The following is a 25,556-nucleotide window of genomic DNA, read 5'->3' on the forward strand; positions in this document are numbered from 1 at the left end:
CAGCAATTTAGAGATCCTTCTAAGCATAATAATGAAACCTGCAAGAGCTTAGCACTCACAAAGTGATGAATAAGCTCGTGCAAGAGCACTAAAAAATATACTCTGATGAAAAATTATTACATCATAGATTTCGATAGTACGTTTACTCAGGTTGAGGCATTAGATGAATTAGCACGTATTTCATTAAAAGACAACCCAAACCGTGAGGAAATTTACAAACAGATCGAAGACCTTACTAACGCAGCCATGGAAGGCAGGCTTTCTTTTCGCGAAAGCTTAACTCAACGTGTAAAGATACTTGAAGCCAACCGGGATCATTTAAAATTACTGGTGGCCCGCCTAAAAAAGCTTGTCTCCTCTTCTTTTTCAAGGAACAGAACTTTTTTTAAAAATCATGCGGATGATGTTTTAATCGTTTCCGGTGGTTTTAAAGAATTTATTACCCCGGTAGTTCTGCCGTACCATATTAAAAAAGAAAATATTTATGCCAATACCTTTCTTTTTGATATCGACGGAAACATTGTTGGATATGACGACGCGAATCCGCTATCACAGGAAGGAGGAAAAGTTAAACTTTTACAAGAATTAAAGCTTGAAGGAAACCTGTTTGGCATTGGAGATGGATATTCTGATTTTCAGCTTAAGGAATCGGGTCTCATTCAAAAGTTTTATGCATTTACCGAAAACATTTCCCGTCAAAGTATATTGGAAAAGGCCGACCATGTAACACCAAGTTTTGACGAATTTTTATACATTAACCAGTTACCAAGAGCCATTTCCTACCCAAAAAACAGAATTCTTTGCCTGGTAGTAGGTGATGTCCCGGAAGAGGTAATGCAAATCCTGAAAAAAGACGGATTTTCTATCCGTCATAAAACAAGCTTTGAAGAAAAATACGTAGCGGATGTGGGAATGCTTATTCTGGCAAACGGAGAAAAAGTTGAAGATGATCAATTAAAGCAGGCTGTTAAACTTAAAACTATTGGGTATTTAGGTAACAGCAGGCAAAAGTTTTCCCATAAAATTGCTACGGAAATGGGAATAGTCGTTTTTGACGATCCAAAACACAACCCCAGAAACGCCCAGTTTATTTCAAAGAGGGTGGCCGACTTCATTAACCGGGGAGATACCTATTTAAGTGTTAACTTCCCGAATCTGCAGCTGCCGAAGGTCGCTAATGCTCACCGCCTTATTCATATTCATAAAAACGTACCGGGAATAATGGCCCAGATAAATCAGATTTTTGCGAACCATAAGATTAATATCGTAAGTCAGTTCTTAATGACTAACTCACAAATCGGATATGCTATTACGGATGTCAGCAACCAGTATGATAAACAGGTATTAAAGGAACTGAAAGAAATTTCTGACACGATTAAGTTTAGAATATTATATTAAATTTGAAACTACACCTCAGATGATTACTCTATTCAGCTGATTTAATCTGATTAGGGGCTTTAAATACAATGTATTCGAAAACTCATCTTCACATTCTGGCTTTTACCTTTAAATGGCTTTTATTAGCCGGTCTTGTGGGTATATTATCAGGAAGCGCTTCGGCATTTTTTCTAATATCCTTAGACTTGGTTAGTAATTACCGGGAAACGAACTTTTGGGTTTACTACTTTTTACCTGTAATTGGTTTAACAATAGGCTTTTTATACTATTATTTAGGCAAATCGGTAGAAAAAGGAAACAATCAGATAATTGACGAAATTACCCGGCCCCAAAAAAGAATACCATGGCATATGGCCCCGCTCGTGTTAATCGGTACACTTTTAACCCATTTAGGGGGCGGCTCGGCTGGAAGAGAAGGGACCGCAGTACAAATGGGGGGATCTCTGGCAGATCAGCTAAACCATATATTTCCTTTTAAGGCCAGCGACCGGAAAATTCTTCTTATTTGTGGAATAAGCGCAGGTTTTGCCTCAGTTTTTGGCACTCCATTAGCCGGAACGGTATTTGCCCTTGAGGTTTACATCATCGGGAGGATGCGATACGAGGCCCTCATTCCATCCCTCTTCGCAGCTATTATTGCCGATCTCATATGCAAAATGTGGGGTGCAACCCATTTAAACTATACTATCCGTTCGGTTACCGAAATATCTTTTCAAAACCTGCTTCTCGCCCTGCTGGCTGGTGTTATTTTTGCTTTTGCAGGATGGCTGTTCAACAAGTCTATTCCTTTTTTAAAAGGTTTTTTTGATAAAATCTCCTATCCTCCATTGAGACCGTTTATCGGAGGTTTGATAATTTTAGCCTTGCTATTCGCGTTTGATGATTTCAGGCTTGCAGGTCTGGGTATATCAACAATTGTTGAAAGTTTTACCGTTCAACAACCATCGTACCTTTTTTTGTTTAAGATAGTATTAACCGCTATTACTTTAAGTTCCGGATTTAAAGGAGGTGAAGTAACTCCACTCTTTTTTATCGGGGCAACCCTGGGAAGCGCTCTTTCTTTCATTTTACCTTTGCCTACCGATTTGTTAACTGCCATGGGTTTTGTGGCCGTATTTGCCGCTGCAGCAAATACCCCTTTGGCTTGTGTGTTTATGGGAATTGAGCTATTTGGAAGCGAATCCGGGCTATTTATCGCGATAGCATGCCTCATCGCCTATTTATTTTCTGGTCATAGCGGCATTTATAGTTCTCAGATTATCGGCTCACCAAAACATCTGATCTGGACCCGGCACAAAGGAAAAAATTTAAAAGAAATAAAATAACACCAATTATTAGCAAGATATCTAAAAACCTTTATCATTAAATCGCTCAAATTCTGTTTATTTGTATGATTTTTATTAAAGCCAGGCGCCGTGTCACAAACACTTGATATTAAAATTACTAAAACTTTAGCTTCACGATTAAAAGAAACGGATTTTAACGACTTGCCTTTCGGACGTATATTTTCGGATCATATGTTTGTTGCGGATTATGCGGATGGCGAATGGAAGAATTTTCAGATTTTGCCTTATGGTGATTTATCGTTGAGTCCTGCAATAGCCTCATTGCACTACGGCCAAACGTTTTTCGAGGGCTTAAAGGCATATAAACATCCTGATGGTAAGATAGTGGTATTTCGTCCGGATAAAAATGCGGAACGTTTTAACCTTTCTGCGCAAAGGATGTGTATGCCAGAGTTACCCCGCGAAATTTTCATTCAAAGTATTGCGGCACTTGTAAATTTGGACCAGGACTGGATTCCTACAGAATCTGGAACCTCTTTATATATCCGTCCTTATATGTTTGCCACAGACCCTTATCTGGGAGTTCAGCCATCTAAAACTTATAAATACATTATTTTAACCTGCCCCGTTGGAGCTTATTTCAGCAAACCTCTTAAAGTTAAAATTGAAACTAAATATTCACGTGCCAGCGAAGGTGGCTTTGGCTTTGCAAAAACCGGAGGTAATTACGGCGGTTCTCTATACCCTGCCCAGGAAGCTTTGAAGGAAGGTTTCGATCAGATTATTTGGACCGATGGCCGCGATCACGCTTATATTGAAGAACTTGGAGCTGCGAATGTAATGTTTATGATTGACGGGACGCTTATTACACCATCCACCCGTGATACTATTTTGAAAGGTGTGACCAGGGATACTGTTTTAACATTAGCCCGCAAATGGGGAATCCCGGTAGAAGAACGCAGAATTTCTGTAGCAGAGGTTATTGAAGGATTAAAAAGCAAAAAATTAACAGAAGCGTTTGGCGCCGGTACCGCTGCAACGATTGCCCCTATTGCGAGCATTGGTTTTGAAGGAGTAGTTTATACCCTACCTGATCAATCTAAAGCAGAGTTCTCTAACAAAGTGCTTAAAACACTAAACGATATCCGCTATGGCTCCGGTCCCGATGAAATGGGCTGGAATTATGTGATATAAAACAATTAAAAACAGGCAGCGTTTTAAACGCTGTCTGCCTTTGCAGTGCAGGAAGGCCTTTCACTCAAAGGGTTTCCAATCCCTGAATATCTTTTCTAAAGTATATTCCTTGACTTCTTCATCGCTTAACTGGTGCGACCATTTTACCCGTTTTCCAGGCTGATACCCTTCACCACTATTTTTATATTCGGCATAATAAGCCGTCTGCTTGTTAGACTCTTTACCCCAGTGATCCCAACCTTCGGGCTTTATCATCTTACCCAGATCAGATTTAATAAAAACTGTTTTTGCACTCGGGCGCCATGGCCTGCCTAAATAAAAGGACTTTTCAGGCGCATCACCTCCAATCTTACAATTAAAAAACACATACCCGTATTTAGTAGTATCTGGTGTAGAAGCTGCCGTAATATATCCGTTTTTCTTAGCGAAAATATCACACCCATCAAATACAGCAGTGGAGGAGCCGAAAATAAAATCAACTGTACCCTCGATATAACAATTTTTGTAGAATTGCCTGCTCCCTCTTCCATAAGTATACAGTGTATCCTGAAACCCTAAAAATTTACAGTTTTTAAAGGCCGCCTTATCTCCTGCTACCCAAACCGCAACTGCCTGACCTACGGGTCCTGAAGAGTTTTCAAAAGTTATATTTTCGGCAGTAAAACCATCTCCATATATATAAAAGCTAGCCGAGCCAGAAGTGCCTTTTTCCTCACCAAACGAATTCTTCTTCTGAGCAAAATCGTCATAAGTTAAAATAGTCTTATTGACATCTTCGCCTATAAGCTTTACCAATTGTTTAGAACCAGCGAGTACGAGTTTCTCTTTGTAAACTCCTTTTTTAATGAGTATCGTTGTAGCCTTTTTACGAAAATCGGGCACAGCGTTTATCGCTTCCTGCACGGTTTTAAAATTTCCGCTTCCATCCTGGGCAACTACAAAGTCATAGGGAGCAGAACTCGCAAACAGAAAATTTATAGAGAGTAAACAGAGTAAGGTGACGGCTAAAACAGGTTTAAGATGGTTAAGAAACATTTTTAAATTTAATGAAATCTATAAAGAAACTGCTGGATCAGGCCTATGTTTTTTAATAAAAATTTCTCCAATTAACAATGAAAGAAAACTTATGGTGATACATAAAGCAATAACCAGAGCCATAGGCCATGCGGTACCGTTATGGAGATAACTTACCGAAGCTGATGAAAGACCAGCAAAAACCATTAGCATGCTCCCGCTTAAAGCCGATGCGATACCAGTATTCTTTTCAAATGGCTCCATAAAAAGAGATGTCGCATTCGGGGTAATAAACCCCTGCATCGCCAGGTAGATAAAGATGAGCGCAAAGGTTCCGAAAGCATTCATGTTGCTCGTAAGGGTTCCAATAAAAAGCAATACTCCGCTGCTAAACTGTACGATTCCTGCATGCAAAACAATCTTTTTACTGGTATATTTCCTTAATACGACGCGGTTTATCTGACTGCATAGAATCAGTCCAAAAGCATTCGCACCAAAGATCCATCCGTATTGTGTTTCCGAAAAACCAAATAGCTTCATAAACACAAAAGGCGAACCTGCGATATAAGCGAATAATCCGGCTGACCCGAACCCGCTGGTTAATGCATAAGTTAAAAATGCAGGTTGTTTGAAAACCAGCAAAAAGCGGCTGACTACTTCTTTGGGATAGAGAGAAGCTGATTTATCCGCACCTTTACTTTCAGGCAACACACGAGCTGATGTGATAAGCTGAATAGCAGCAATCGCAGTTAATGTAACAAAGATATATCGCCAGCCTAATCCTGCGCTAATAAACCCTCCCATCGTAGGTGCTATGATAGGCGACACTCCCATTATGAGCATCAGAATCGAAAATATTTTTGCGGTTTCTGAAGCGGGAAAAAGATCGCGTACCATCGCACGGTTAATTACCATACCTGCGCATCCGCCCAGGGCCTGGAAAAACCGCAAAACGATTAAACCATCCACTGATGTTACAAAGGTACATCCCAGGGAGGAAAGAAAGTACATTGAAACGCCCAGCATCAATGGTAATTTCCGACCATAACGATCTATAATTGGTCCGAAAAACAACTGTCCGGCAGAAATACCAATAAAGTAACTTGTTAATGAGAGAGCGACATGAGAAATATCAGTATTCAGATCATCAGCTATAGCCGGAAACCCTGGCAAATACATGTCTATCGACAATGAACTTGTAGCGCTAAGCAGGCCGAGAGTTAAAATCAGAGCCGTGGAATTTTTATTCTTCATAGGAATTAACCAATAAGGCTTAAAAACTTTATTGGCTCTTTAAAATTTTCCTCTGATACTTGGCCTTATTTCTTCTTCGTACAATTCCAACAATTTACGGTGCGTATCAACCGAAAGAGGATGCAGATTTGATGCTGACATATTACTTTCTACCTGACTTACTTTGGTGGCTCCGGGAATAACAGTAGTGACCTCGGGGTGATCCAGTATCCAGCGGATAGCCCACTGAGCAGTATGATTATCAGGAAGCATATCTGCTATTCGGTTTGCTAAATTCACGCCTTTCGAAAATTCAATACCCGAAAAAGTTTCTCCAACATTAAACGACTCGCCATTTGCATTGTAGTTACGATGATCATTTTTTGAGAAACTACTGCCCAAATTATATTTTCCACTCAGCAATCCGCTGGCAAGCGGAACACGAACAATTATAGCCACATTCTTTTCTTTTGCTTTCGCAAAGAATTCTTTGGCATAATGCTGCCTGAAAAGATTAAATATTATTTGAATTGATGCGATACCCTCCTGCTCAAGGCAAAGCATTGCCTCTTCGGCGGTTTCTACGCTTGCTCCCCAGTTCTGAATCAAGCCCTCATTTTGCAGCTTGCGCAGATGATTAAATACCTTTCCGGCACGCAATTCCTCCTCGGGAATACAGTGCAATTGTTCCAGAAAAAGAGACGATTCACCGAGATTTTGAAGTGAAGATTCAACATGAGTCCTCATGCTACTATAGGTAAAATTTTGCGGCCAGCCATTTAGCCCATCACCGCGTCGACCAAGTTTTGATGCTACAATCAGCTCTTTATCGGTCGTTTTAAGAAATTTTCCTATATAAGTTTCGCTGATTCCCATGCCATAAACATCGGCCGTGTCAATGAAGTTCCCGCCCATGTCCACAAACTTGTTTAAAATAGCAAAAGCTTCTTCTTCATTAATATTCCCCCAATCGGCACTACCTAATTGCCAGGTTCCTAAACCAACTTCCGAAACAGTTACATTTCTGAATTTCCTATAGTTCATCGTACTTCTCAAATTACTTCTTATTCCTAACCGCGGCTACTTCTGCGGAGGTAACAGCGCTCGCTTTGTTGCCAAAATTATTACGAATATAGGTAAGTACATCAGCAATTTGCTGATTAGTAAGAAAACTATGGGAAGGCATCACGTTTGAGTACGTTTCGCCATCAATTTCAACGTCCTGCATACCTTTAAGCAGAATATTTATAAGAGGAGCTTTGGCTCCCAAAACATACGAGGTTTTAACGATGGGGGCATTCATACTTGGAACTCCCCCTCCATCAGGCTGATGACAAGCAACGCAATAGGTATTATACACAGCTTTACCTTTTGCTATAGAAGCTGGTGAAACGGCGGCAGATTTACCCTGTCCTGATTTAGATATTGCTACAGGCTTTTTGGTTTGCGCAAAAGCAGAAATTGAAATAGCAATAATAAATAGAGTTAATGATTTCTTTTTCACGATGTAATATTACTTTTTATATGAAATTTTATAGATAGTACCCTTTAAGTCATCTGTAATATATAAAGACCCATCCGGCCCCATAGCCAGGCCGCAAGGTTTATGATCAGCACGACCGGATGCAGTTTTTTCAGGAGAGCCCGAAAACCCATCTGCAAATGTTTCCCATTCGCCGGATGGCTTACCATCTTTAAAGGGAACAAATGCCACTAAAAACCCTTTTTGAGGTTCCGGAGAACGGTTCCATGAGCCATGAAATGCTACAAATGCTCCGTTTCTATATTTTTCGGGAAACATATTTCCTGTATAAAATAACAAGCCATTTGGGGCCATGTGTGCCGGAAAAGCGACTACAGGATCAATAAACTTTTTATCTCCCTCTTTTCTTCCGTCACCACCATATTCTGGCGCTACTATTTTTTTCTTTTGAAAAGGATCATAATAAATATATGGCCAGCCGGCGTTGTCGCCTTTCTTAATCATATACATACACTCGGCAGGCAATTCTGCTGATTGCTTGGTATCATAAAGCTCAGGGAACATAGTCAATTGATCCCTGCCATGTTGCATCACATATAAAGTATTGTTTTGCGCGTTCCAGTCGAGTCCAACCACATTCCTTAATCCGGTTGCATATCTTACACCTTCCGGATAGCTTTGGTTAAGTTTATCGATTTTAAATTGCCAGATTCCACCAGCGGTTTCCAGGAGGGGGCAATTATCCTGACCAGGAGAACCCTGTTTACGATCTTCAACCTGGCAGGAGTTTGATGGAGCACCGACGTTGACATATATGTTTCCATCATTATCTAAAACCAAAGATTTGGATTCGTGTTGCCTTTTATTAACCAGGCCTGTTACAATCTTTTCTGGTTGATCAGGATTGATAACATGCTCATTAGCATCTAATTTATATCTGAATACTTCTTCGTCTGATGAGGTGTAGAGATAGCCATCTTTTAAATAAATACCGGTTCCGATATAGTTACCAAAACTTGTTTTAGTTTCATATTTACCATCGCCATCTTTATCCTGAAGCATTAAAATGCCCTTTTCTTCTACCTTTCTGGCCAGCTTCACATAAATATCACCGTTTTTTGTTACTACTATATGACGAGGTCTGCCTGTATTCTCTGCAACAACCTCTGCTTTAAACCCCGAAGGAATAGTTAGGCCCGCAGTCTGAGCTTTGGCCTGAAATGCGCTTAGCGCAAGCACAGCAGCACCAAGCATTATACCGGATATGTTAATTCTATAGTTCAAGTTATAATTTTTAAAGTTCAAATATCCCAGTTTTATTCCCAATCAATTTTTAGTAATGACACTCCCTGACGAGGTAATGTTATAGTTAACACAAAATCGCCGGTTTTAGTCTTGATTTTTTTTGATTTACCCAAAGTTTTTAATTGGCCCGCATTTTCAAGTTCTTTTATCTGCGCTGAGCCTGGGCTTTGCGGAGCCCCCATTTTTTTCCATACTTCGTAAGAATTGCTGTGCTCATTATCGATTCTATAATGAGTTAATTTTAGCGATTTATTAGGCAACTTTTTGAAAGTGACTTCTATCGGCTCCGCAGGACCTTGTAAATCATCGTCATGATAATTCCAGATCATAACAGCTGCGGTCTTTTCATCTTTTGAGGCTAAGGCACCAATGTCGGTTTGCGGACCTCTGATGCTAGACTCAAGGGCTGTTTGTAAAGGATACATTCTATTGGAAGTAGCCTCAACTCGCTGGCCTGACATTTTGCCAAACATTCTAAAAACATTTAACACAGGCTTGTCTACTCCGTTGGTCGCCAAATCACGAAATCCATAAAACCAGGGTTGATCTTCAAATTCAAAAGACCAGGATACCGCACCAACAAAGTTCGCATTATACTGATCGGCCAGAGCATATTTTCTGGCAAAAGTTGCCGCAGTGTAGCTTGAATACATAGTGCCATTGCGGTATGCATTTGAAGGGTTGGTTGCCATTCCACAGGCGGCACAACCCTCGGGATCTGACTCACCAATAATCAAAGGCAAGTTCTTTGTTTCCGGATAAGAAGCGGCAATTTTAAAACCTGCTGCAATATCTTTAAGCTGAGGAGCCATATTCATTCTTACCCTGCCATCAACCAACCGCGGACTTCCCTTTGCATGAAAAAGTAAAGCCTCTATAGGAGAACCTATTTTACCGGTTGCATAATTGGTACCGGAAATGCAGTGCTTTATAAATGCATTCATCCATTGGGTTGCACCGGTGCTGGAGGTGCCTGCAATATTAATTCCACCGATTCTAGCTGTAGGCAGGGCCCGTTTCAAACCATCTGCTGCGTAATCATACAATTTAAAGAATTCTTCCTGAGTACCCTTCCAATATCCGTTCGGTTCATTCCAGACTTCCCAATACCAGCTTTCAACTTCCTTTTGGCCATAGCGATCAACAGAGTGCTTAACCCATTGATATACGAGCTCACGCCATTTATCATAATCTTTTGGCGGGTATGCCCAGCCGGTCAGAATATTACCATATGGATCCCCGGGTTTCCAATTATGCTTATATGGTTGCGGTTTAACAGACAGCGCTTCAGGCATGAATCCAATCTGGGCAAGAGGTTTCATTCCCCGTTTAATATATGTATCAAATATACTGTCGATAATCTTCCAGTTGTAAACCGGATTCCCATTTGCATCTTCGGTATAAGCATTGGTTGATCCCCATTTCAATGCGGGTGTTCCGTCACCTGTAACCAGTAAACTGTGAGCCCGTACATATACAGGCACCGGACTCAAAGCCTGCAGCTCGGTAAGCAATTTTTTGCCGTCTTTCATGTAAGTATAATTGGGCTCATCGTATCCAAACCAGGCCCAAACCGGCGTCATTGGTCCAACAGCCCTGGAAAAATCCACTTCAATTTTTGCAGGCATTGCTGAAGTACTCTGAGCTTTAACTGGGTGATGACTTAATGCAATCGTAAAAAATAACAAAGCAGAAAAAAACAGGCGGTTCATCATATATTGGTTGGTTAATTTATTCAGGTTATGCAAAGACATCAATGCAGATAAGCTGTTCTGAACACTTTACTCCATCTCTTTGCAATACATTAAAATAGGGAGCGACACCTACCTCTTAATTTTACCGGTCGCCCTTACTCAAGGCAGCTGCCAAAATCTAAAAAAACAATTGAATTTGATTCAACAATGTTGAATGACAAATGTATTGCATAGAAATGGGATTCTAAAATAAAATCCAAGTTAAAAGTTGAGATTTTTTTAGGAAATAGGTATCGACAAACTTATTGCGAAATTAAGCCCTAATCATTCGGTCCGGAGATTCGGAAGCTTATTTTAAAGAATTCTGGTAAATGGCAGGACAAGACAGGTAAAGTAACAGGGGTACCTAAAGAATCTTCCGGAAAATTCTCTAAATATCCCTGTCAGGCTGTATTAAATTGACCGCCGGAAAGTACAAATCAATCTATTGTTAGCACAAGAGGGTTTACTATTCAGCCCATGATACTAAAAGTAACTATGTAACTAATCAACTTCGATCATTGCTTTTATCACTCCGTTGGCAGGATTCAGCCAGCCTTTAAACTCATCTTTTACCTGATCAAAGGTTACGCGGTGTGTTATATATGTTGCAGGATTAACCAATCCGTTTTTCATACAGGCAATTACATGTTCAAAATCATCACGAGTTGCATTCCGGCTGCTCATCAGCGTTGCTTCGCGCTTGTGGAATTCGGGGTGACTAAAACTTAAGTCTCCTTTTTGCAAGCCTACAAGTACATAACGAGCGCCATGGGCCATATACTGAAAACCATTGTTAATAGCTTTAAGACTTCCTGTTGCATCTATTACAACCGTAGGAAAATCGCCATTTGTTATCTCTTTAAGCTTTCCAATAACGTCATCAGTCATTGGGTTAATAGTATAATGCACATTTAACTTCTCCTTGCAGAATGCTAAACGCTGATCATTAATGTCCATGGCAATCACCTTCCCGCCAGCAATTCGGGCAAACTCCATAATACCCAGCCCGATTGGCCCCGCACCAATTACCAGTACAAATTCATCTTTTTTAACGTCGGCTCTTCTTACACCGTGTGCTCCAATAGCTAAAGGTTCTACCAGGGCTAATTCATCAAAACTTAAACCTTCACCATGGATCAAAGAATACGATGGAACGGAAAGGTATTCGGCCATTCCTCCATGGGTATGTACGCCGCACACTTTAATGTTAGCACAGCAATTCGACTTTCCTGAACGGCAAGCGATACATTCTCCGCAATAGAAGTAAGGGATAAAGGTTACAGCCTCACCTGGTTTAAATCCCGAAGCATTATCTCCCTCAACAAATTCACCGGCAAGTTCATGGCCAAGAATCCGTGGGTATTCAAAGAACGGCTGGGTTCCTTCAAATGCATGAAGATCAGTCCCACAAACTCCGATTCTTTTTATTTTTAAAATAGAGTGATCTTTTGATGCTACCGGGTGCTCACCCTGTTGGTATTCAAAGTTTCCCGGTACAGTACAAACTAAGGTTTTCATATATTTATTTCTTAAGCATTCGCTAAAGCGCGATCCAAATGCACATAACCACCATCAACATGAATAAGCTGTCCTGTTGTATGGCTTGAGCATGGCGATAATAGAAATGCCGTTGCATTACCCAGTTCTTCAGGTGTGGTCATTCTGTTCTCAAAGGGGATTTTATCTGTAATTTCCTTTAATTTCTCTTCTGGGTTTGAAAGTGTTGTAATCCACTTTTCATAGGCTGGGGTCCACGATTCTGCAACAATTACTGCGTTAACGCGGATGCTGTATTTCAACAATTCAACAGCCCACTCGCGTGTCAAGGCATTTCGACCACCATTGGCAGCAGCATAGGCAGAAGTTCCACCCTGACCTGTTTCAGCTGTTTTCGAACTTATATTTACAATCGAGCCCTTTGACTTTATTAATTCTGGCAAAGCATAATGAGCCAAAAGATAGTAGTGGACTACATTTTTATGAAGTGATTCCATGAATCTCTCATAGGTTCCGTTCTCTAAACCAACGCCATCGTTTACCCCCGCATTATTTACCAAACCTTCGATTCTACCGTATTTAGCGACTACCTCTTTAATAACACGTTCGCATTCCTCAGGTTTTGTAAGTTCAGCAGCAACCTGAAAGCCTTTCCCCCCAGCAGATTCAATTTCCGAAAGCATTTTTAAGCTATCCTGTTCGTTTCGGCCCACAATAACAGGGATAGCACCTTCACTGGCAAGAATTTTCACAATGCCGGCACCAATCCCCTTAGCGCCACCGCTTACTATAATTACTTTATCTTTAAGTTGTAAATCCATAAATGCAAAATTATCCGCCTCAAAAAGAGCGGAAGGTTAATTAGTTAAGTTGTAAAAATCAATAGCATTCTTTCCCCAGAATAGCCCCTGCTCATTTTCTGAAAGTTGGGATGTGTAATTTTGTACCAGACCAAGCATTTTCTGATACCCTCCCGCTACTTCACAAACAGGCCAGTCTGACCCGTACATTACACGTTTTATTCCAAAAGCTTCAAAAACAGCATCAAGATATGGGTCGAAATCATCATTCCTCCAGTAATTCCAGTCGGCCTCCGTCACCATTCCTGATATTTTGCAACTTACATTAGGATGCTGAGAAACCGCTTTGATGTCTTTTTTCCATTCATCAAGCTTTTTATCTTTTATGTTTGGCTTGGCAATATGGTCTATTACAAATTGCTGATCCGGAAAAGCTTTAACAAACTCTTCGGTATATTTTAACTGGTCTGGATATATAAGAATATCATACGTATATCCATAGTCAGCCAATAAGGAAATACCTCTTTTAAATTCAGGTTTGAGCATTAAAGCTCTGTCTTCTTCTCCCTGAAGAACATGACGAAAGCCTTTCATCTTTTCGTATCCCTTATAAAATGTGAGACTTTCCTTAATATTTTCAGCACGTAAATCAACCCATCCAACAACTCCTTTTATAAAAGAATTAGCCGCCGCAAGTTCGAGCAAGAAAGCATTTTGTTCTTCCGATTGATCTGCCTGAACAGCCACACACCCATCGATATTATTTTCTTTTAGAATGGGAGCCAGATCTTCCGGCAGGAAATCCTTTCGGATAACCTTCATATCATCATTTATCCAGGAATCCCTTACAGGGTCAAAGCGCCAGAAGTGTTGATGTGAATCAATTTTTTTCATCAGAATATTGCCTATTAATGGCTACGAAGCTTTTACAGACATGACATTTTAAATAATGATCTATGATTTTTCATAGGCAACAACCTTTTGGGTCGAAGTTCCTAATCCGTCAATTCCAAGTTCAACTATATCTCCGGGTTTTAGGTATACCGGGGGTTTAAAACCTAAACCAACACCTGCAGGAGTCCCTGTTGAAATAATATCCCCCGGAAGTAATGTCATAAACTGGCTTAGATAAGAAACCAGGAACGGAATTTTAAAAATAAAGGTTTTAGTATTTCCATCCTGCATTTTCTCGCCATTTACATTCAGCCAAAGACGAAGATTATCCGGATCAGCTATTTCATCCTTAGTGGCCATAAACGGACCAATTGGTGCAAACGTGTCGCAACCTTTTCCTTTATCCCATGTTCCATTTCGCTCAAGCTGGAAAGCCCGCTCAGAAACATCATTATGCAAGCAATAACCCGCAACATAATCCATTGCCTCAGACTCTTCTACATAACTTGCTTTCTTACCAATTACAAAAGCGAGCTCAACCTCCCAATCAGTTTTAACTGAGTTTTTAGGAATAACTATATTATCAAAAGGACCAACTAAAGCCGTTGTTGATTTCATAAAAAGTACCGGCTCAGGAGGGATCGGAGCTCCTGTCTCCAGGGCATGATCTGCATAGTTTAAACCAATACAAACAATTTTAGAAGGGCGGGCTACCGGTGATCCGATACGGCTGCCTGAAGGTATTTCCTGAAGTTTTCCCTGGTTCATTTCCAGGTAATTTTCAAGCCTTGAAAGACCGTCACTTTCAAAAAATGCTTCATTAAAGTCTTCGCCAAATGCAGATAAATCGTAATACACACCATCGATTATCAACCCTGGCTTTTCTTTATTTAGTTCTCCGAATCTAAAAAGTTTCATAAATATATCTCTTCCTAATTATTAAGTTTAATAAATCCTCCGTCAAGCGGATAATCACAACCAGTCACAAACCCAGCCTCATCCGAGCACAGATAAAGAGCCAGTGCCGCAACTTCTTCTGGTTTACCCATTCGGCCGATAGGCTGGCTTTTCGATAATTTTTCAAAAATCTCATCTTCCTTACCAGGATAATTCTTAGCAATAAACCCATCAACAAAAGGGGTATGTACCCTTGCCGGGGAGATGGAATTACTTCGAATTTTATCATTTATATAATCACGGGCTACAGACATGCTCATAGCGTGTATAGCCCCTTTACTCATCGAATATGCAAACCGGTCGGCGATACCTACAGAAGAAGCGATGGATGCCATATTCACAATTGCACCTCCCCCCTGGGCCTTCATTAACGGGACAGCTGCATAAAGACAATTATATGCTCCTTTAACATTTACATTATACACTCTTTCAAAATCATCCTCCGAAGTACTTTCTACTCTTCCGACGTGGGCAATACCAGCATTATTTACCAGGATATCGACCTTGCCAATCTCCTTGAAAACAGATAAAATCTGATCCTGCCTGCTTACATCTGCACTATAAGCGAAGGCTTCGCCTTCCGCTGCTTTAATTTCTGTTACAGCCTGTTGGGCATTGTCGGAACTTAATTCAATAATATGAACGACAGCACCCTGACGTGCAAAAAGCAATGCAATTGCTTTCCCTATTCCACTGCCACCGCCTGTAATTACAGCATGTTTATTTTTTAAACTGAACATTATTCAAAAACTATATTTTGGGTTTAACTACTTTATATCCTCTCAGGCCAAATATCGTGATCACAATAAAACAAACTAAGGGAACTATATAACCATTTTGAATGTCATTTGTTGAATCGCTGATAATACCAAACAGTGGCGGCAGCAAAGCGCCTCCAACAATAGACATAATAATTAAACTGCTTCCAAATTCCGTATCTCCACCTAAACTTTTAATACCTAAAGCAAATATAGTAGGGAACATAATTGACATGAAAAAGCAAATGGCAATAACAGTATATACAGTTATCATTCCATGCCCGTAGATAGCAACAATACATAACAATACGTTTATAGATGCATAAATGGCCAGTAATCTTTCAGGTCTGAAGAATTTCATTAGTCCGGTACCAATAAACCTGCCTGCCAGAAAAGCTGCTCCGCAAACACTCAAATATGCTGCGGCGGCCATTTCGGTAATACCGGCTGACTTAGTCGCGTATAAAATAAAAAGACTGAATACTGACACCTGCGCACCTACATAGAAGAACTGCGCAGCTACACTCCATGATAAATGTTTGTGTTTTAAAGCATGAAAGATGCTTTCGCTCTCACCATGTTCATCAGAGTTTTGAATAACAGGAAGTTTTGTAAAAGCAAAGATCACTGCAATTACAACTAAAACTATCCCCAGAATGAGGTATGGACCTTTTACTGATGACGCCTCAGCTGCTAAAGCAATTTTTCTGGCACTTTCGGTCATCGCGTTCAACTCCGCGTCCGTGGCTCCTTTTGTTAAAATTATTCTGGCTCCGATAAAGGGAGCTAAGGTTGCAGCCAATCCATTAAAAGATTGAGCTAAATTAAGGCGGAAGGTCGAAGTTTGTGGATCTCCTAAAGCAGAGGCATAGGGATTTGCAGCAGTTTCAAGAATAGTTAGTCCACAGGCAATAATAAATAATGCGATCAAAAAGAAATTATACGACTGATTATCGGCTGCCGGAATAAATAAAAAGGACCCCAAAGCAAAAAGGAGTAGGCCTGCAATTATTCCACTTTTATACCCATATTTCTTCATAATCATACCCGCAGGGATCGCCATTACAAAATAAGCAATGAAAACGGCAGAATCTACAAGGGTTGCCTGAAGAGTTGTCAGGGTAAAGGATTTCTTTAAATGAGGTATTAAAATTGGATCAAGATTATGTGCAAAACCCCATAAAAAAAACAATGAGGTGACCAGAATAAAGGGAAAGAGGTACGGATTTTTATTAGCCATATATTTAGGTTGTATTGTTAGTTTCTAAAGTGCCCCTGCAAGTAAAGAATATTCGAGCGAATATTGAATTTTATTCTTATATATTCTATCAATTCTTCGATTTGGAATATATAGCTTAATACTATGATAATACTATAAAATTCAGGGCAACCTTAAGACAAACTTACATACAATCCCGAAACATGATTGGTCTAAAACTGAGGCTCTTCCATTGACGGAGCTTCGGATTCTCTGTCATTACGCTTATTTCTGTGTGGCAAATCAGACTGGCCAAAACGATAGCTGAAGGTTAGAGTTGCCTGGCGTCCCTGCATGCGACGCTGAAACTCAGAAATAAAGGCATCTGTTTCTGTAATCATACCCCATTTCCGACTATTAAAAACATCACGCATATTAAACGATAGACTTCCCTTTTTCTTCATAATGTCTAATCGTAAAGCGGCATCCATACCAAACATTTCTCGGCCTCTCCCCTGAGCAGTTATCCTGGGAGCCATATAGTTCATATTTATCTGTCCGGATAAATTCATTGGAAGCTGAAAACTTGATGTTAAGTTTGAGTTCCAGTTGTAGCCGTCGTTAGACTTTAAACCATACTGAGCGTTACCAAAAAACTTATTATAAAACACATTTACATTCGCTGTGATATTGAACCCTTTAGCAATATCTGCCCGGCTTATCAGCTCTAACCCGGACGCCTGTGTTTTACTAATATTGATAAACTGGCTTAAAGTTGTATCACCGCTTAATACCGTACGGTAATTCTGCACTACATCATTTACCTGGCGGGCAAATACGGTCGAAGTTAATGTAAAAGCCTTCCAGAATTTCATGTAACTGAATTCAACAGAATGAATATCTTCCGGTCTTAAATTCGGGTTACCCATCCTTAGATTGTTGGGATCGGTAACATCCAGAAATGGATTTACCTGCCAGCCTCTCGGACGATTAACCCTGCGTGTATAACTTAGTTGCAGTTGATTCTCTCCTTTAAACTTTTGAGTTAAGAAAACACTCGGGTAAACTCTAAAATAATCCAGGTTCCCTTTTGCACTTGTTGGCAAAAAAGTATCTCCATCAATTCCGGTATATTCTGTATTCAGATAAGCCTGCTCTGCCCTCAGCCCAGCCTGAAAGCCAAATCCTTCAGTGATCTGGTTTTGGTAATTTGCATATAGGGCATGCACAATATCTTCAGAAGAAAAATCATTAGTTAATGCATAATCCTTTTCAAAAAGCCCCATAGCCTGATTGTACTTCTCTGAACCCTGACCATCATCACCCATGCGGATCGTTGTTCTATAACCAGCTTCAAGCTTTTGCTTTTCTGTGAATGGAAGTGTATAATCTGCCTGCAAATTGTAATTTGTTCTTGACTCAGTATTAATATTAACCCTTCTGTCTAAAGAATCCGTATTGATCCTTTGGGGATAAAAGAAATTCTGATTGAAATTTGAACCTTCATCTTCAGAGCTTTGCCCAAAACTAAAATTCGCAATTAGCTCCTCACCTTGTTTTTTAAATTTCCGGCTAAAATCCAGAGTTAAATCATACCCCTTGTCTTTGCCCTCTTCTTCCGACTTTCTAAAACTGGTACCGTTAGTGGCGGCATTAAAATAATTCTGATAGACGTAATTAATGTCTTCGCTATTCTCACTGTTTCGAAGATTCATGTTCGCAGAAGCTCCTATTGTAGTTTTTGAATTCAGATAGTAGTCAAACCCTATTTTAGCGTTATTTCCAATATTATTGCGCTCACCGCGGGAAGTATTAAAGGTTTGTCCATTATTAACAAAAGAAGTGTTATTAAAGCCCCCGCCCATTCGGGTGCCATATCGGAAGCTATAGTTCCCATATAAATTCACATTTCCATCGCGATAGCTTAAATTGGCATTAGCATTATAGTTTTCCTGGGTTCCAGCCGACAGCGCAACCGCACCATTTATACCTATTTTTTTATTCTTTTTTAGAACAATATTGATTATTCCGGTTTGGCCCTCGGCATCGTACTTAGCAGAAGGGTTAGTAATAAGCTCTATGCTTTCTATTGAACTGGCGGGTAAAGACTGTAAAACCGTAGAAATATCACCGCCACCGATCGCTGAAGGTTTACCGTCTATTAGTACACGAACATTTCCGGAACCCCGAAGATTCACATTTCCGTCAATATCAACTGAAACAGTAGGAACATTTGCCAGCAAATCAGTGGCTGAGCCTCCTTCGCTCACCAAACTTTGTTCTACGTTAAATACCTTGCGGTCTACACCTAAAGTCATTGCATTTCGCTGTGCCTCAACAGTAACCTCTTTCAGTACATTGGCTTTATTTGGTATTAGTGAAATAGTGCCAAGATCTATTTGAGAATTCTGAGGGCTTATAGCAATCGAATCTTTTGAGAATGGCTGATAACCAATAAAACTGATTTTCAAGGAATAATTAGCAAAAGGCAGAGAGCTCATGCTAAACTTGCCATCTGCATCACTTTGAGCCGATTTGATAGTTTGCCGTGATGAATTAAGCAGGGCGATAGTTGCAAAATCTATTGTTTTCTTTGTGCCGGCATCTATAATTGTACCACTGATTCTTCCCTCAGCTATTTGTGCCGAAACAGCATTGACATATAGAAAAGAAAAAGCGAGAATAAATTGCAGGAGCCTCATTTGTAGTGTTTTGCTTTAAAGGGTAACAAACAGCGTGCAAAGAAAAGCCATTATCCATGAAATTTATGGCAGTAACTACTTTATTACGATAAAAGGAGATGAAAAACAGAATAAGAAATTTAATCGATACTAACCGTTAAACCTTCCTGCTGAAGTATTTTACGATAAACCTCGAGCTCGGTAAAAGAACCCTCCAAAACAGCACATTTGCCATCGTTATGAATGGTCCATGCGATATTCTCAGCCTGATTACTATTATAGTCAAGATACTTTACCAGGCAATAAATTACGTGCTCAAATGTATTTATATCATCATTCCATAAAATCAAACGATGATTAGGTCGGATACTTGTTAAAATTTCTTCGAGAGTAAAAGTTTCGACTTCTGTTTCTGTTCCGGCACTACGAATATTCATCTCCAAAGTTTTTTTAATACAGGATGTGATTTACAAATTTAAGACTTTTTAAAGTTCTTTATAATTGTTTGTAAAATTGACCTGTTGTAAGGCGCCCACCATTCGTCCAGTATTTTTTTTATAATATCGGGCTGATGAGGCTGAACGGCAAAAGCCAGGTTCCTTCGTATGTTAAATTTGCTCTCCTGCCATACAACCTTATTAAACTGAAGATATTTCTGCATCTGCCGAACAGCGGTGTTCATTAAAATTTCGGAACTCACCATCTCATCAATCAAGCCAATACTCAATGCCTCTTCGGGATTCACTAATTTAGCTTCAAGCAGATATTTGCCTGCTTTTTGTCTTCCGATACACGACGCATATAACTGGAAAAAACTGTCCGGAACAATGATTCCTAAAGCGATTTCATTTAGCCCAATTGAATAATTACCCTGGACCATTATCCTGTAGTCGCTGCAAAGGCAAAAAATTGTACCGGCGGCCGGCGCATGTCCATTGATTGCGGAAATCAGTGGTTTTTTAAAAGACGTTAAAGCATAGATAAGCCCGAAATATTGTTCCCAAAAAGTTTTTATCTGATCTTCTGAGTAATCGAAAAGATCGAGTAAATCCAGGCCAGCAGTAAAGTATTCGTCTTTTCCTGTTAATATGACACCAGAAATATTGTCATCATTTCCAATATTCTGAATAATATCTTTTAACTCCATTACCATTTCGGCGTCTATGGCGTTAGATCTCCCTCTGTCAAGTGTTATAAGAGCGATTTTTTCCATTACGTTTATTTTAATGGTGTTCATTTGACATTAAACCGATATACTTGCCTAACCAAAGATCCCTTAAGGTCTAAACCCTCAACAACAGCTTTATAAGTTCCCGGTTTATCTGCTGTGAAAAACTCTACTGAAGCTTTACCTTCAGAATCTGTTAAAATATTTGGCACCCAAAAAATCGTGGATCTGAAATCGGGTATATAAGTATTAGATTTAGGAGCGGCGTACACCGGAGAATAAAATTGCCTGCCAATATAATAACCCTGCGGGGTGTACGCAGCAATACCGGGTGCAAAACTTCTCGGCGACATATTGCGTTCTCCCCTTTTAGTCGTAATAATCATTACCCCTCCACCACCACGCATCCCATAGATAGCAGTATTTCCTATATTTTTTAGTATTTCAATAGTTTCAACGTCATTAGGACTAATAACCGAAAGATAGGAAGGCTCCACATACATTCCATCAACAATTAATTGCATCGGCACCGCACCAGAAAAAGAACTAAACATGTTTCTGGTTAAATAAGCCACCCCGTTTTGGATAACCAGCCCTGCAACTCTACCCTGAAGGCAAAATGCCAGATTCTGACAGTTTACCAGATCTGCCGCAACAATAACTGCATCGGCATTACCCGCACCATTAAGATTACTTGACTGTTTTACTTTAGGCTTTGCCTCAGTCACTTTAACCTCCGCAAGCATAATACTTCGCCGTAACAATCCATACTTTCTCATTTCAGCAAATTGCTCGCTACGGGTTTGAAGATATGTTAAAAGCGATTGATTCACATTTATTTCTGTACTGGCAGAATTTATATTTTTTGTTACCATTTGTTGCGGCACCCTGTCAAGAACTATTTCTACATTTTTCTTATCCCTTTCATTGCGCGCCTGCACAATAAAGGTCGTACTATCATTGAATGTCAGATTTTCAAAATTGAACCGGCCTCCGCCATCTGTTATAGTATCAAGAAGCAATCCGGTCCCTCGCGAAGTAAGCAATGTAACTTTCCCTCCAATAACAGATGTGCCATTCGTATTCAGTACTTTTCCGCTTAAGCTTATATTTTGTTCCGGCTTAAATGTCAAAACCGGATATATTCCGGCAGCAATTTTTTTCCAGTCGAACTTTCGCCACCCATGTGTGAGCATCAGATTATCCAGAGCTTCATCTTTTTGGGGCGTAACGTCACTAAAATAATAATTGGGAGTTTCTATGTATCCTTTTAATTCTGAACTCAGGAGAAGATTTGAAAGGATTGTATTTTCCCTGACATCATCAAATGGCATTAAAGATTCATTGGTAACAGCCATCGAAAATACACCTTGAACGGACTTCTTTGATGAGTCTGCAGCACTAAAACTCAGGTTAACTTTTTCCCGTGTGCCGTATGTTTCCTTATCGGATTTTAGATGCAATGTAAGAGGGGAAGGATGACGTACAAAAACAAGTCTTTCTGCTAAGGGTTGATAAGAGGCGTCGAATAAAGTAAACTGGATTATTCCCTGAGGAAAGCGTTTCCTGGAAAGAGAAGCCGATAAAACATTCCTTTCCAGTTTATTTTTTGAAATAAAATGTACAGTCCCGTTTGACTGGCCCACAAGGATAATTTCTTTATCAGAAGATTCAGCCACAGCTGCGGTCACTTTAATAACTAAGGTTTCACTGTCGGCACCGTTTACAGATAATACATAACCCGAGTCAAATGCTCGTGGCAAATCCAGTTTTTTTTCAGAGCCGTCATCAAATTTTACGATAGCCGAATACTTTTTATCCTTTAGCGGAGTAAACAAAAAACTGCCCATGCCCGCATAAGCGGAACTGAATTCTGTAATTCTCACAGCATTTTCATCCTGAATATAACCTGAAATATTTCTGCTTACCCCATCTGCTGCAAGGGCTTTAAATGCCACCCGCGACTTTATATTATTAACCAGATTCCCGCTTTCAGGGAAAAACTGTACATCAACATTTGCAGAAGTTGCTTTTACAGGGAAGATCTTTCTAACAATTGTTTGTGAATCAATTTTAATAGAGGTATTTATCTTTCCTGCCTTCAGAATAAAGGGTTGACTATTCGTAAATTTAATTAAAAGATTCCCGTTATTATCGGTAACACCCTTCCCCTTTAGAATATTCCGGTGGTCAAGTAGAATATCGTAGTTTACTTCTTTCCCGGCGAGTGGCTTGCCATCTAATTTTGAGTACGTGATGCTGGCATCCACATGCTCCCGAATACCTGTTTTAGAAAAACTATATTTAACGTCGCTTATAACCTGACTGGAAAATGAATTTCCAATTTTTATAGACTTATCAAAGAAATATGCTTCATCAAAGTTCCGCATCCAATTGGTATAAGCTCTGATGCGGTAATTGCCCTCGCTAAGGGAATCAGACAAAGTAAAATCACCCCAGGCTAAACCGGAAATAAGGGGAAGTCGTAAGGTCTTTTTTATGGAATCTTTTTCATTGATGAGATCCACGTACAGAATCTTGCTGAGGCCTGATAGTTGATTTTTCTCCGCATTCACCACATACGATTTAAACCATATAGTATCACCAATGCTATAATAAGGCTTATCAGTATGAATATGAACTTTTTCCGAAGTGTAGTTATCCCGGTAGCGGTCGAGTTTTAAAAGCAACTCTTTTATAGGATCTTCATCTGTTGCAAATCCGAAACTCAGAACTGAACAAAGCAGAACTGACAAAAAAACTATATACCGCGTTTTCATTGGAATCTGATCTAACTCATGCCTTTAAAATGAATGATTACAGGCCGATTTTAAACCTCAATTTACTAAAAATGAGGCTTTAAACCTATGTCTATAACGTAATATTCTAAAAAGAATTCTTCCACATCATACTTTCAACCGGTTTGGTTGTTTTTCGGTTGTATTTAGCATTCCCTTTCGAGTTGTAGAAGGTCTCTATCTCTCCTCCCACTTCAAAATAAATCAATTGACCGATAGGCATACCTGCATAAATGCGTACAGGCTGGGTCGAAGAAATCTCCAGGGTCCAGGTATTACAAAAGCCAACATCACCCTTACCGGCAGTGGCATGTATATCAATCCCTAAACGACCTGTGCTGGATTTTCCTTCAAGAAAAGGCACATGATTATGGGTTTCTGTATATTCTACAGTAACACCCAGGTATAAGGTATTCGGTTGCAAAACAAAGCCATCTTTGGGAATTTCAAAATGATCTATTTCATTATGAACTTTCGCATCGAGCACCCGGTTTCTGTATGTGGCCAGGTATTTGCCTAAATGCACATCGTAAGAATTAGTGCCAAGGCAGTCTCTTTTGAAAGGTTCTATGATAATTGTACCTTTTTCTATTTCTTCTAGAATGCGTTTATCTGAGATAATCATAATTACGGAAGGTTTGGCCTAAAGTATGATTATTTTAAGATAATTTTACGAGCTATTTCAGATTCTGAAAAGTGTCGAGCAAACACTTCGAATCAGGAGTTGTATTTAAATTGAATATAAAAGCATGGCCCTTGCTTACCATAAAAAACTGGATGACAGCACAGAATTTGCTATCTGGAAGATAGAAGAATCTGCAGAAGAATTATATGCGCAGCTGCAATTACGAGATCATGAAGAAAAAGTTTTAGATGGCCTTAACAATGGAAAACGGAATCTTCATTGGTTAAGCACCCGCGTTCTGTTACGACAATTACTGAAGACTGAAAATTATATAGATTGCCAGGTCGACGAACATGGCAAACCTTACCTTCCCGATTCATCATTTCATATATCCTTTAGCCATTCGTTTGACTATGCCGCGGTCATGATCAGCAAAGACAAAGCTGTTGGTATCGATATAGAAATGATAAAGGATAAAATCGAACGGGTGGCACATAAATTTCTGGTTAAAGAAGAAATAGCTTTTATGGACCCCCTACACAAAATTGAACATCTGTATATCTGTTGGTGCGCCAAAGAAGCCATTTATAAGCTTCAGGGTAAACGGAATGTGTCTTTTAAAGATGATATACGACTGCAAACCTTTCCATATTCTAAAGCTGGCAACTTTCAGGGCTTTTTAGAAACTGATCATTCGCTCAAAAAATTTGATGTTTATTTTGAGCGTTTCGAAAACTACATGCTTGGGTATGTCGCCGGAGGCATTGAAATGGGTAATTCCAGTTCGACTCATCATCAAAACGCAAGCAAATGAAAATTAAAAAAGTATTTTTTCAGGATTGGGGATTGCTTGATTACCAGGAGGCCTGGGACCGACAGGAAGAACTTTTTTCCAGCATCGTACAGCTTAAAATCGATAACCGAACTAACGACAGCATAATCCCTACTTCCAATTACCTGATTTTTGTTGAACATCCTCATGTTTACACTATTGGCAAAAGTGGCAAAACCGAGAATCTATTACTGGATGAAAAAGGATTAAAGAAAAAAAAAGCTACCTATTACAAAATTAACAGGGGCGGCGATATAACTTACCATGGACCTGGTCAGTTAGTAGGCTATCCGATCCTGGATCTGGATAATTTCTTTACAGATATTCATCTGTATTTAAGAACCTTAGAAGAAGCTATTATTTTAACACTTGCTGAATATGGTATCAAGGCAGGGAGATATCCCGGCTATACCGGAGTTTGGCTGGATGCTGATAATAGTAAGGCAAGGAAAATTTGTGCTATGGGAGTACGATGCAGTCGATGGGTTACAATGCATGGCTTCGCATTTAATGTGAATACCGATCTTAAGTATTTTAAAAATATTGTTCCCTGCGGAATAGATGATAAAGACGTTACCTCAATGGAACGGGAGATTGGCCATAAACTTAACATGGAAGAAGTGAAGTGGAAATTAAAAGCTCACATTGCTCGTTTATTTGAAATGGAACTGGATTAATGAGATAGGCCAGTTCCATAAC

General features: G+C 39.7%; 22 protein-coding genes. 5 read left to right on the forward strand and 17 right to left on the reverse strand.

Annotation, left to right across the window (positions count from 1 at the left end; genetic code table 11):
* Positions 1 to 105: 105 nt before the first annotated feature.
* The 3 genes from WG906_RS10275 to WG906_RS10285 all read left to right on the forward strand — a co-directional run bounded on the left by WG906_RS10275 (position 106) and on the right by WG906_RS10285 (position 3,878).
* Positions 106 to 1,398: an HAD-IB family phosphatase gene (locus tag WG906_RS10275; RefSeq protein WP_339992504.1), complete on the forward strand. Its 1,293-nt coding sequence runs from the start codon at positions 106 to 108 to the stop codon at positions 1,396 to 1,398.
* 68 nt (positions 1,399 to 1,466) lie between these two features.
* Entirely contained in the window at positions 1,467 to 2,723 is a 1,257-nt protein-coding gene (locus tag WG906_RS10280) for a voltage-gated chloride channel family protein (protein WP_339992505.1), read from the forward strand.
* 90 nt (positions 2,724 to 2,813) lie between these two features.
* The gene (locus WG906_RS10285; RefSeq protein WP_339992506.1) at positions 2,814 to 3,878 is read left to right on the forward strand and encodes a branched-chain amino acid aminotransferase; all 1,065 of its coding nucleotides are present in this window, start codon (positions 2,814 to 2,816) and stop codon (positions 3,876 to 3,878) included.
* Positions 3,879 to 3,938: 60 nt separating this feature from the next.
* Here WG906_RS10285 and WG906_RS10290 read toward each other — a convergent pair whose 3' ends face one another.
* From WG906_RS10290 to dcd, 17 genes are all read right to left on the reverse strand, one after another.
* Positions 3,939 to 4,913: a pectinesterase family protein gene (locus WG906_RS10290; protein ID WP_339992507.1), complete on the reverse strand. Its 975-nt coding sequence runs from the start codon at positions 4,911 to 4,913 to the stop codon at positions 3,939 to 3,941.
* Between the two features lie 18 nt (positions 4,914 to 4,931).
* Positions 4,932 to 6,146 carry a multidrug effflux MFS transporter gene (locus tag WG906_RS10295; protein ID WP_339992508.1) on the reverse strand — a complete coding sequence of 405 codons (1,215 nt, stop codon included), beginning with the start codon at positions 6,144 to 6,146 and terminating at the stop codon, positions 4,932 to 4,934.
* Positions 6,147 to 6,185: 39 nt separating this feature from the next.
* Positions 6,186 to 7,169, reverse strand: a complete 984-nt coding sequence (locus WG906_RS10300; protein WP_339992509.1) for an aldo/keto reductase — start codon at positions 7,167 to 7,169, stop codon at positions 6,186 to 6,188.
* Positions 7,170 to 7,182: 13 nt separating this feature from the next.
* On the reverse strand, positions 7,183 to 7,629 hold the full coding sequence (locus WG906_RS10305; RefSeq protein ID WP_339992510.1) for a c-type cytochrome: 447 nt from the start codon (positions 7,627 to 7,629) through the stop codon (positions 7,183 to 7,185).
* Positions 7,630 to 7,638: 9 nt separating this feature from the next.
* Complete coding sequence (locus WG906_RS10310; protein ID WP_339992511.1) at positions 7,639 to 8,892, reverse strand: PQQ-dependent sugar dehydrogenase; 1,254 nt, start codon at positions 8,890 to 8,892, stop codon at positions 7,639 to 7,641.
* 32 nt (positions 8,893 to 8,924) lie between these two features.
* Positions 8,925 to 10,628 carry a GH39 family glycosyl hydrolase gene (locus WG906_RS10315; RefSeq protein ID WP_339992512.1) on the reverse strand — a complete coding sequence of 568 codons (1,704 nt, stop codon included), beginning with the start codon at positions 10,626 to 10,628 and terminating at the stop codon, positions 8,925 to 8,927.
* A gap of 522 nt (positions 10,629 to 11,150) precedes the next feature.
* On the reverse strand, positions 11,151 to 12,167 hold the full coding sequence (locus WG906_RS10320; protein WP_339992513.1) for a zinc-binding alcohol dehydrogenase family protein: 1,017 nt from the start codon (positions 12,165 to 12,167) through the stop codon (positions 11,151 to 11,153).
* Between the two features lie 11 nt (positions 12,168 to 12,178).
* Positions 12,179 to 12,967 (reverse strand): L-fucose dehydrogenase, encoded by a 789-nt coding sequence (locus WG906_RS10325; RefSeq protein WP_339992514.1) that lies wholly within the window; start codon positions 12,965 to 12,967, stop codon positions 12,179 to 12,181.
* A 36-nt stretch (positions 12,968 to 13,003) separates the two neighbouring features.
* On the reverse strand, positions 13,004 to 13,840 hold the full coding sequence (locus WG906_RS10330; protein WP_339992515.1) for an amidohydrolase family protein: 837 nt from the start codon (positions 13,838 to 13,840) through the stop codon (positions 13,004 to 13,006).
* A 60-nt stretch (positions 13,841 to 13,900) separates the two neighbouring features.
* A complete protein-coding gene (locus WG906_RS10335; protein ID WP_339992516.1) occupies positions 13,901 to 14,758 on the reverse strand; it encodes a fumarylacetoacetate hydrolase family protein in 858 nt (285 codons plus the stop codon).
* A gap of 14 nt (positions 14,759 to 14,772) precedes the next feature.
* Positions 14,773 to 15,537, reverse strand: coding sequence for an SDR family NAD(P)-dependent oxidoreductase (locus WG906_RS10340; protein WP_339992517.1), 765 nt, complete (start codon positions 15,535 to 15,537; stop codon positions 14,773 to 14,775).
* Between the two features lie 10 nt (positions 15,538 to 15,547).
* Positions 15,548 to 16,795: an L-fucose:H+ symporter permease gene (gene fucP / locus WG906_RS10345; RefSeq protein WP_339992518.1), complete on the reverse strand. Its 1,248-nt coding sequence runs from the start codon at positions 16,793 to 16,795 to the stop codon at positions 15,548 to 15,550.
* Between the two features lie 191 nt (positions 16,796 to 16,986).
* Positions 16,987 to 19,455: a TonB-dependent receptor gene (locus WG906_RS10350; RefSeq protein ID WP_339992519.1), complete on the reverse strand. Its 2,469-nt coding sequence runs from the start codon at positions 19,453 to 19,455 to the stop codon at positions 16,987 to 16,989.
* A 119-nt stretch (positions 19,456 to 19,574) separates the two neighbouring features.
* A complete protein-coding gene (locus WG906_RS10355) occupies positions 19,575 to 19,871 on the reverse strand; it encodes an ATP-dependent Clp protease adaptor ClpS (protein WP_339992520.1) in 297 nt (98 codons plus the stop codon).
* A gap of 38 nt (positions 19,872 to 19,909) precedes the next feature.
* Positions 19,910 to 20,647 carry an enoyl-CoA hydratase/isomerase family protein gene (locus WG906_RS10360; protein ID WP_339992521.1) on the reverse strand — a complete coding sequence of 246 codons (738 nt, stop codon included), beginning with the start codon at positions 20,645 to 20,647 and terminating at the stop codon, positions 19,910 to 19,912.
* Positions 20,648 to 20,667: 20 nt separating this feature from the next.
* On the reverse strand, positions 20,668 to 23,382 hold the full coding sequence (locus WG906_RS10365; protein ID WP_339992522.1) for a TonB-dependent receptor plug domain-containing protein: 2,715 nt from the start codon (positions 23,380 to 23,382) through the stop codon (positions 20,668 to 20,670).
* Positions 23,383 to 23,488: 106 nt separating this feature from the next.
* Positions 23,489 to 24,025, reverse strand: a complete 537-nt coding sequence (dcd, locus tag WG906_RS10370) for a dCTP deaminase (RefSeq protein WP_339992523.1) — start codon at positions 24,023 to 24,025, stop codon at positions 23,489 to 23,491.
* A gap of 124 nt (positions 24,026 to 24,149) precedes the next feature.
* Here dcd and WG906_RS10375 point away from each other — a divergent pair, with 124 nt between their 5' ends.
* Together WG906_RS10375 and lipB are read left to right on the forward strand one after the other, a co-directional pair.
* Positions 24,150 to 24,839 carry a 4'-phosphopantetheinyl transferase family protein gene (locus tag WG906_RS10375; RefSeq protein ID WP_339992524.1) on the forward strand — a complete coding sequence of 230 codons (690 nt, stop codon included), beginning with the start codon at positions 24,150 to 24,152 and terminating at the stop codon, positions 24,837 to 24,839.
* Entirely contained in the window at positions 24,836 to 25,534 is a 699-nt protein-coding gene (gene lipB / locus WG906_RS10380) for a lipoyl(octanoyl) transferase LipB (protein ID WP_339992525.1), read from the forward strand. Before WG906_RS10375 ends, lipB begins: the two co-directional genes overlap by 4 nt.
* The last annotated feature ends 22 nt before the right edge of the window (positions 25,535 to 25,556 follow it).

It is taken from the genome of Pedobacter superstes (genome assembly GCF_037622515.1).
Classification (GTDB): Bacteria; Bacteroidota; Bacteroidia; order Sphingobacteriales; family Sphingobacteriaceae; genus Paradesertivirga; species Paradesertivirga superstes.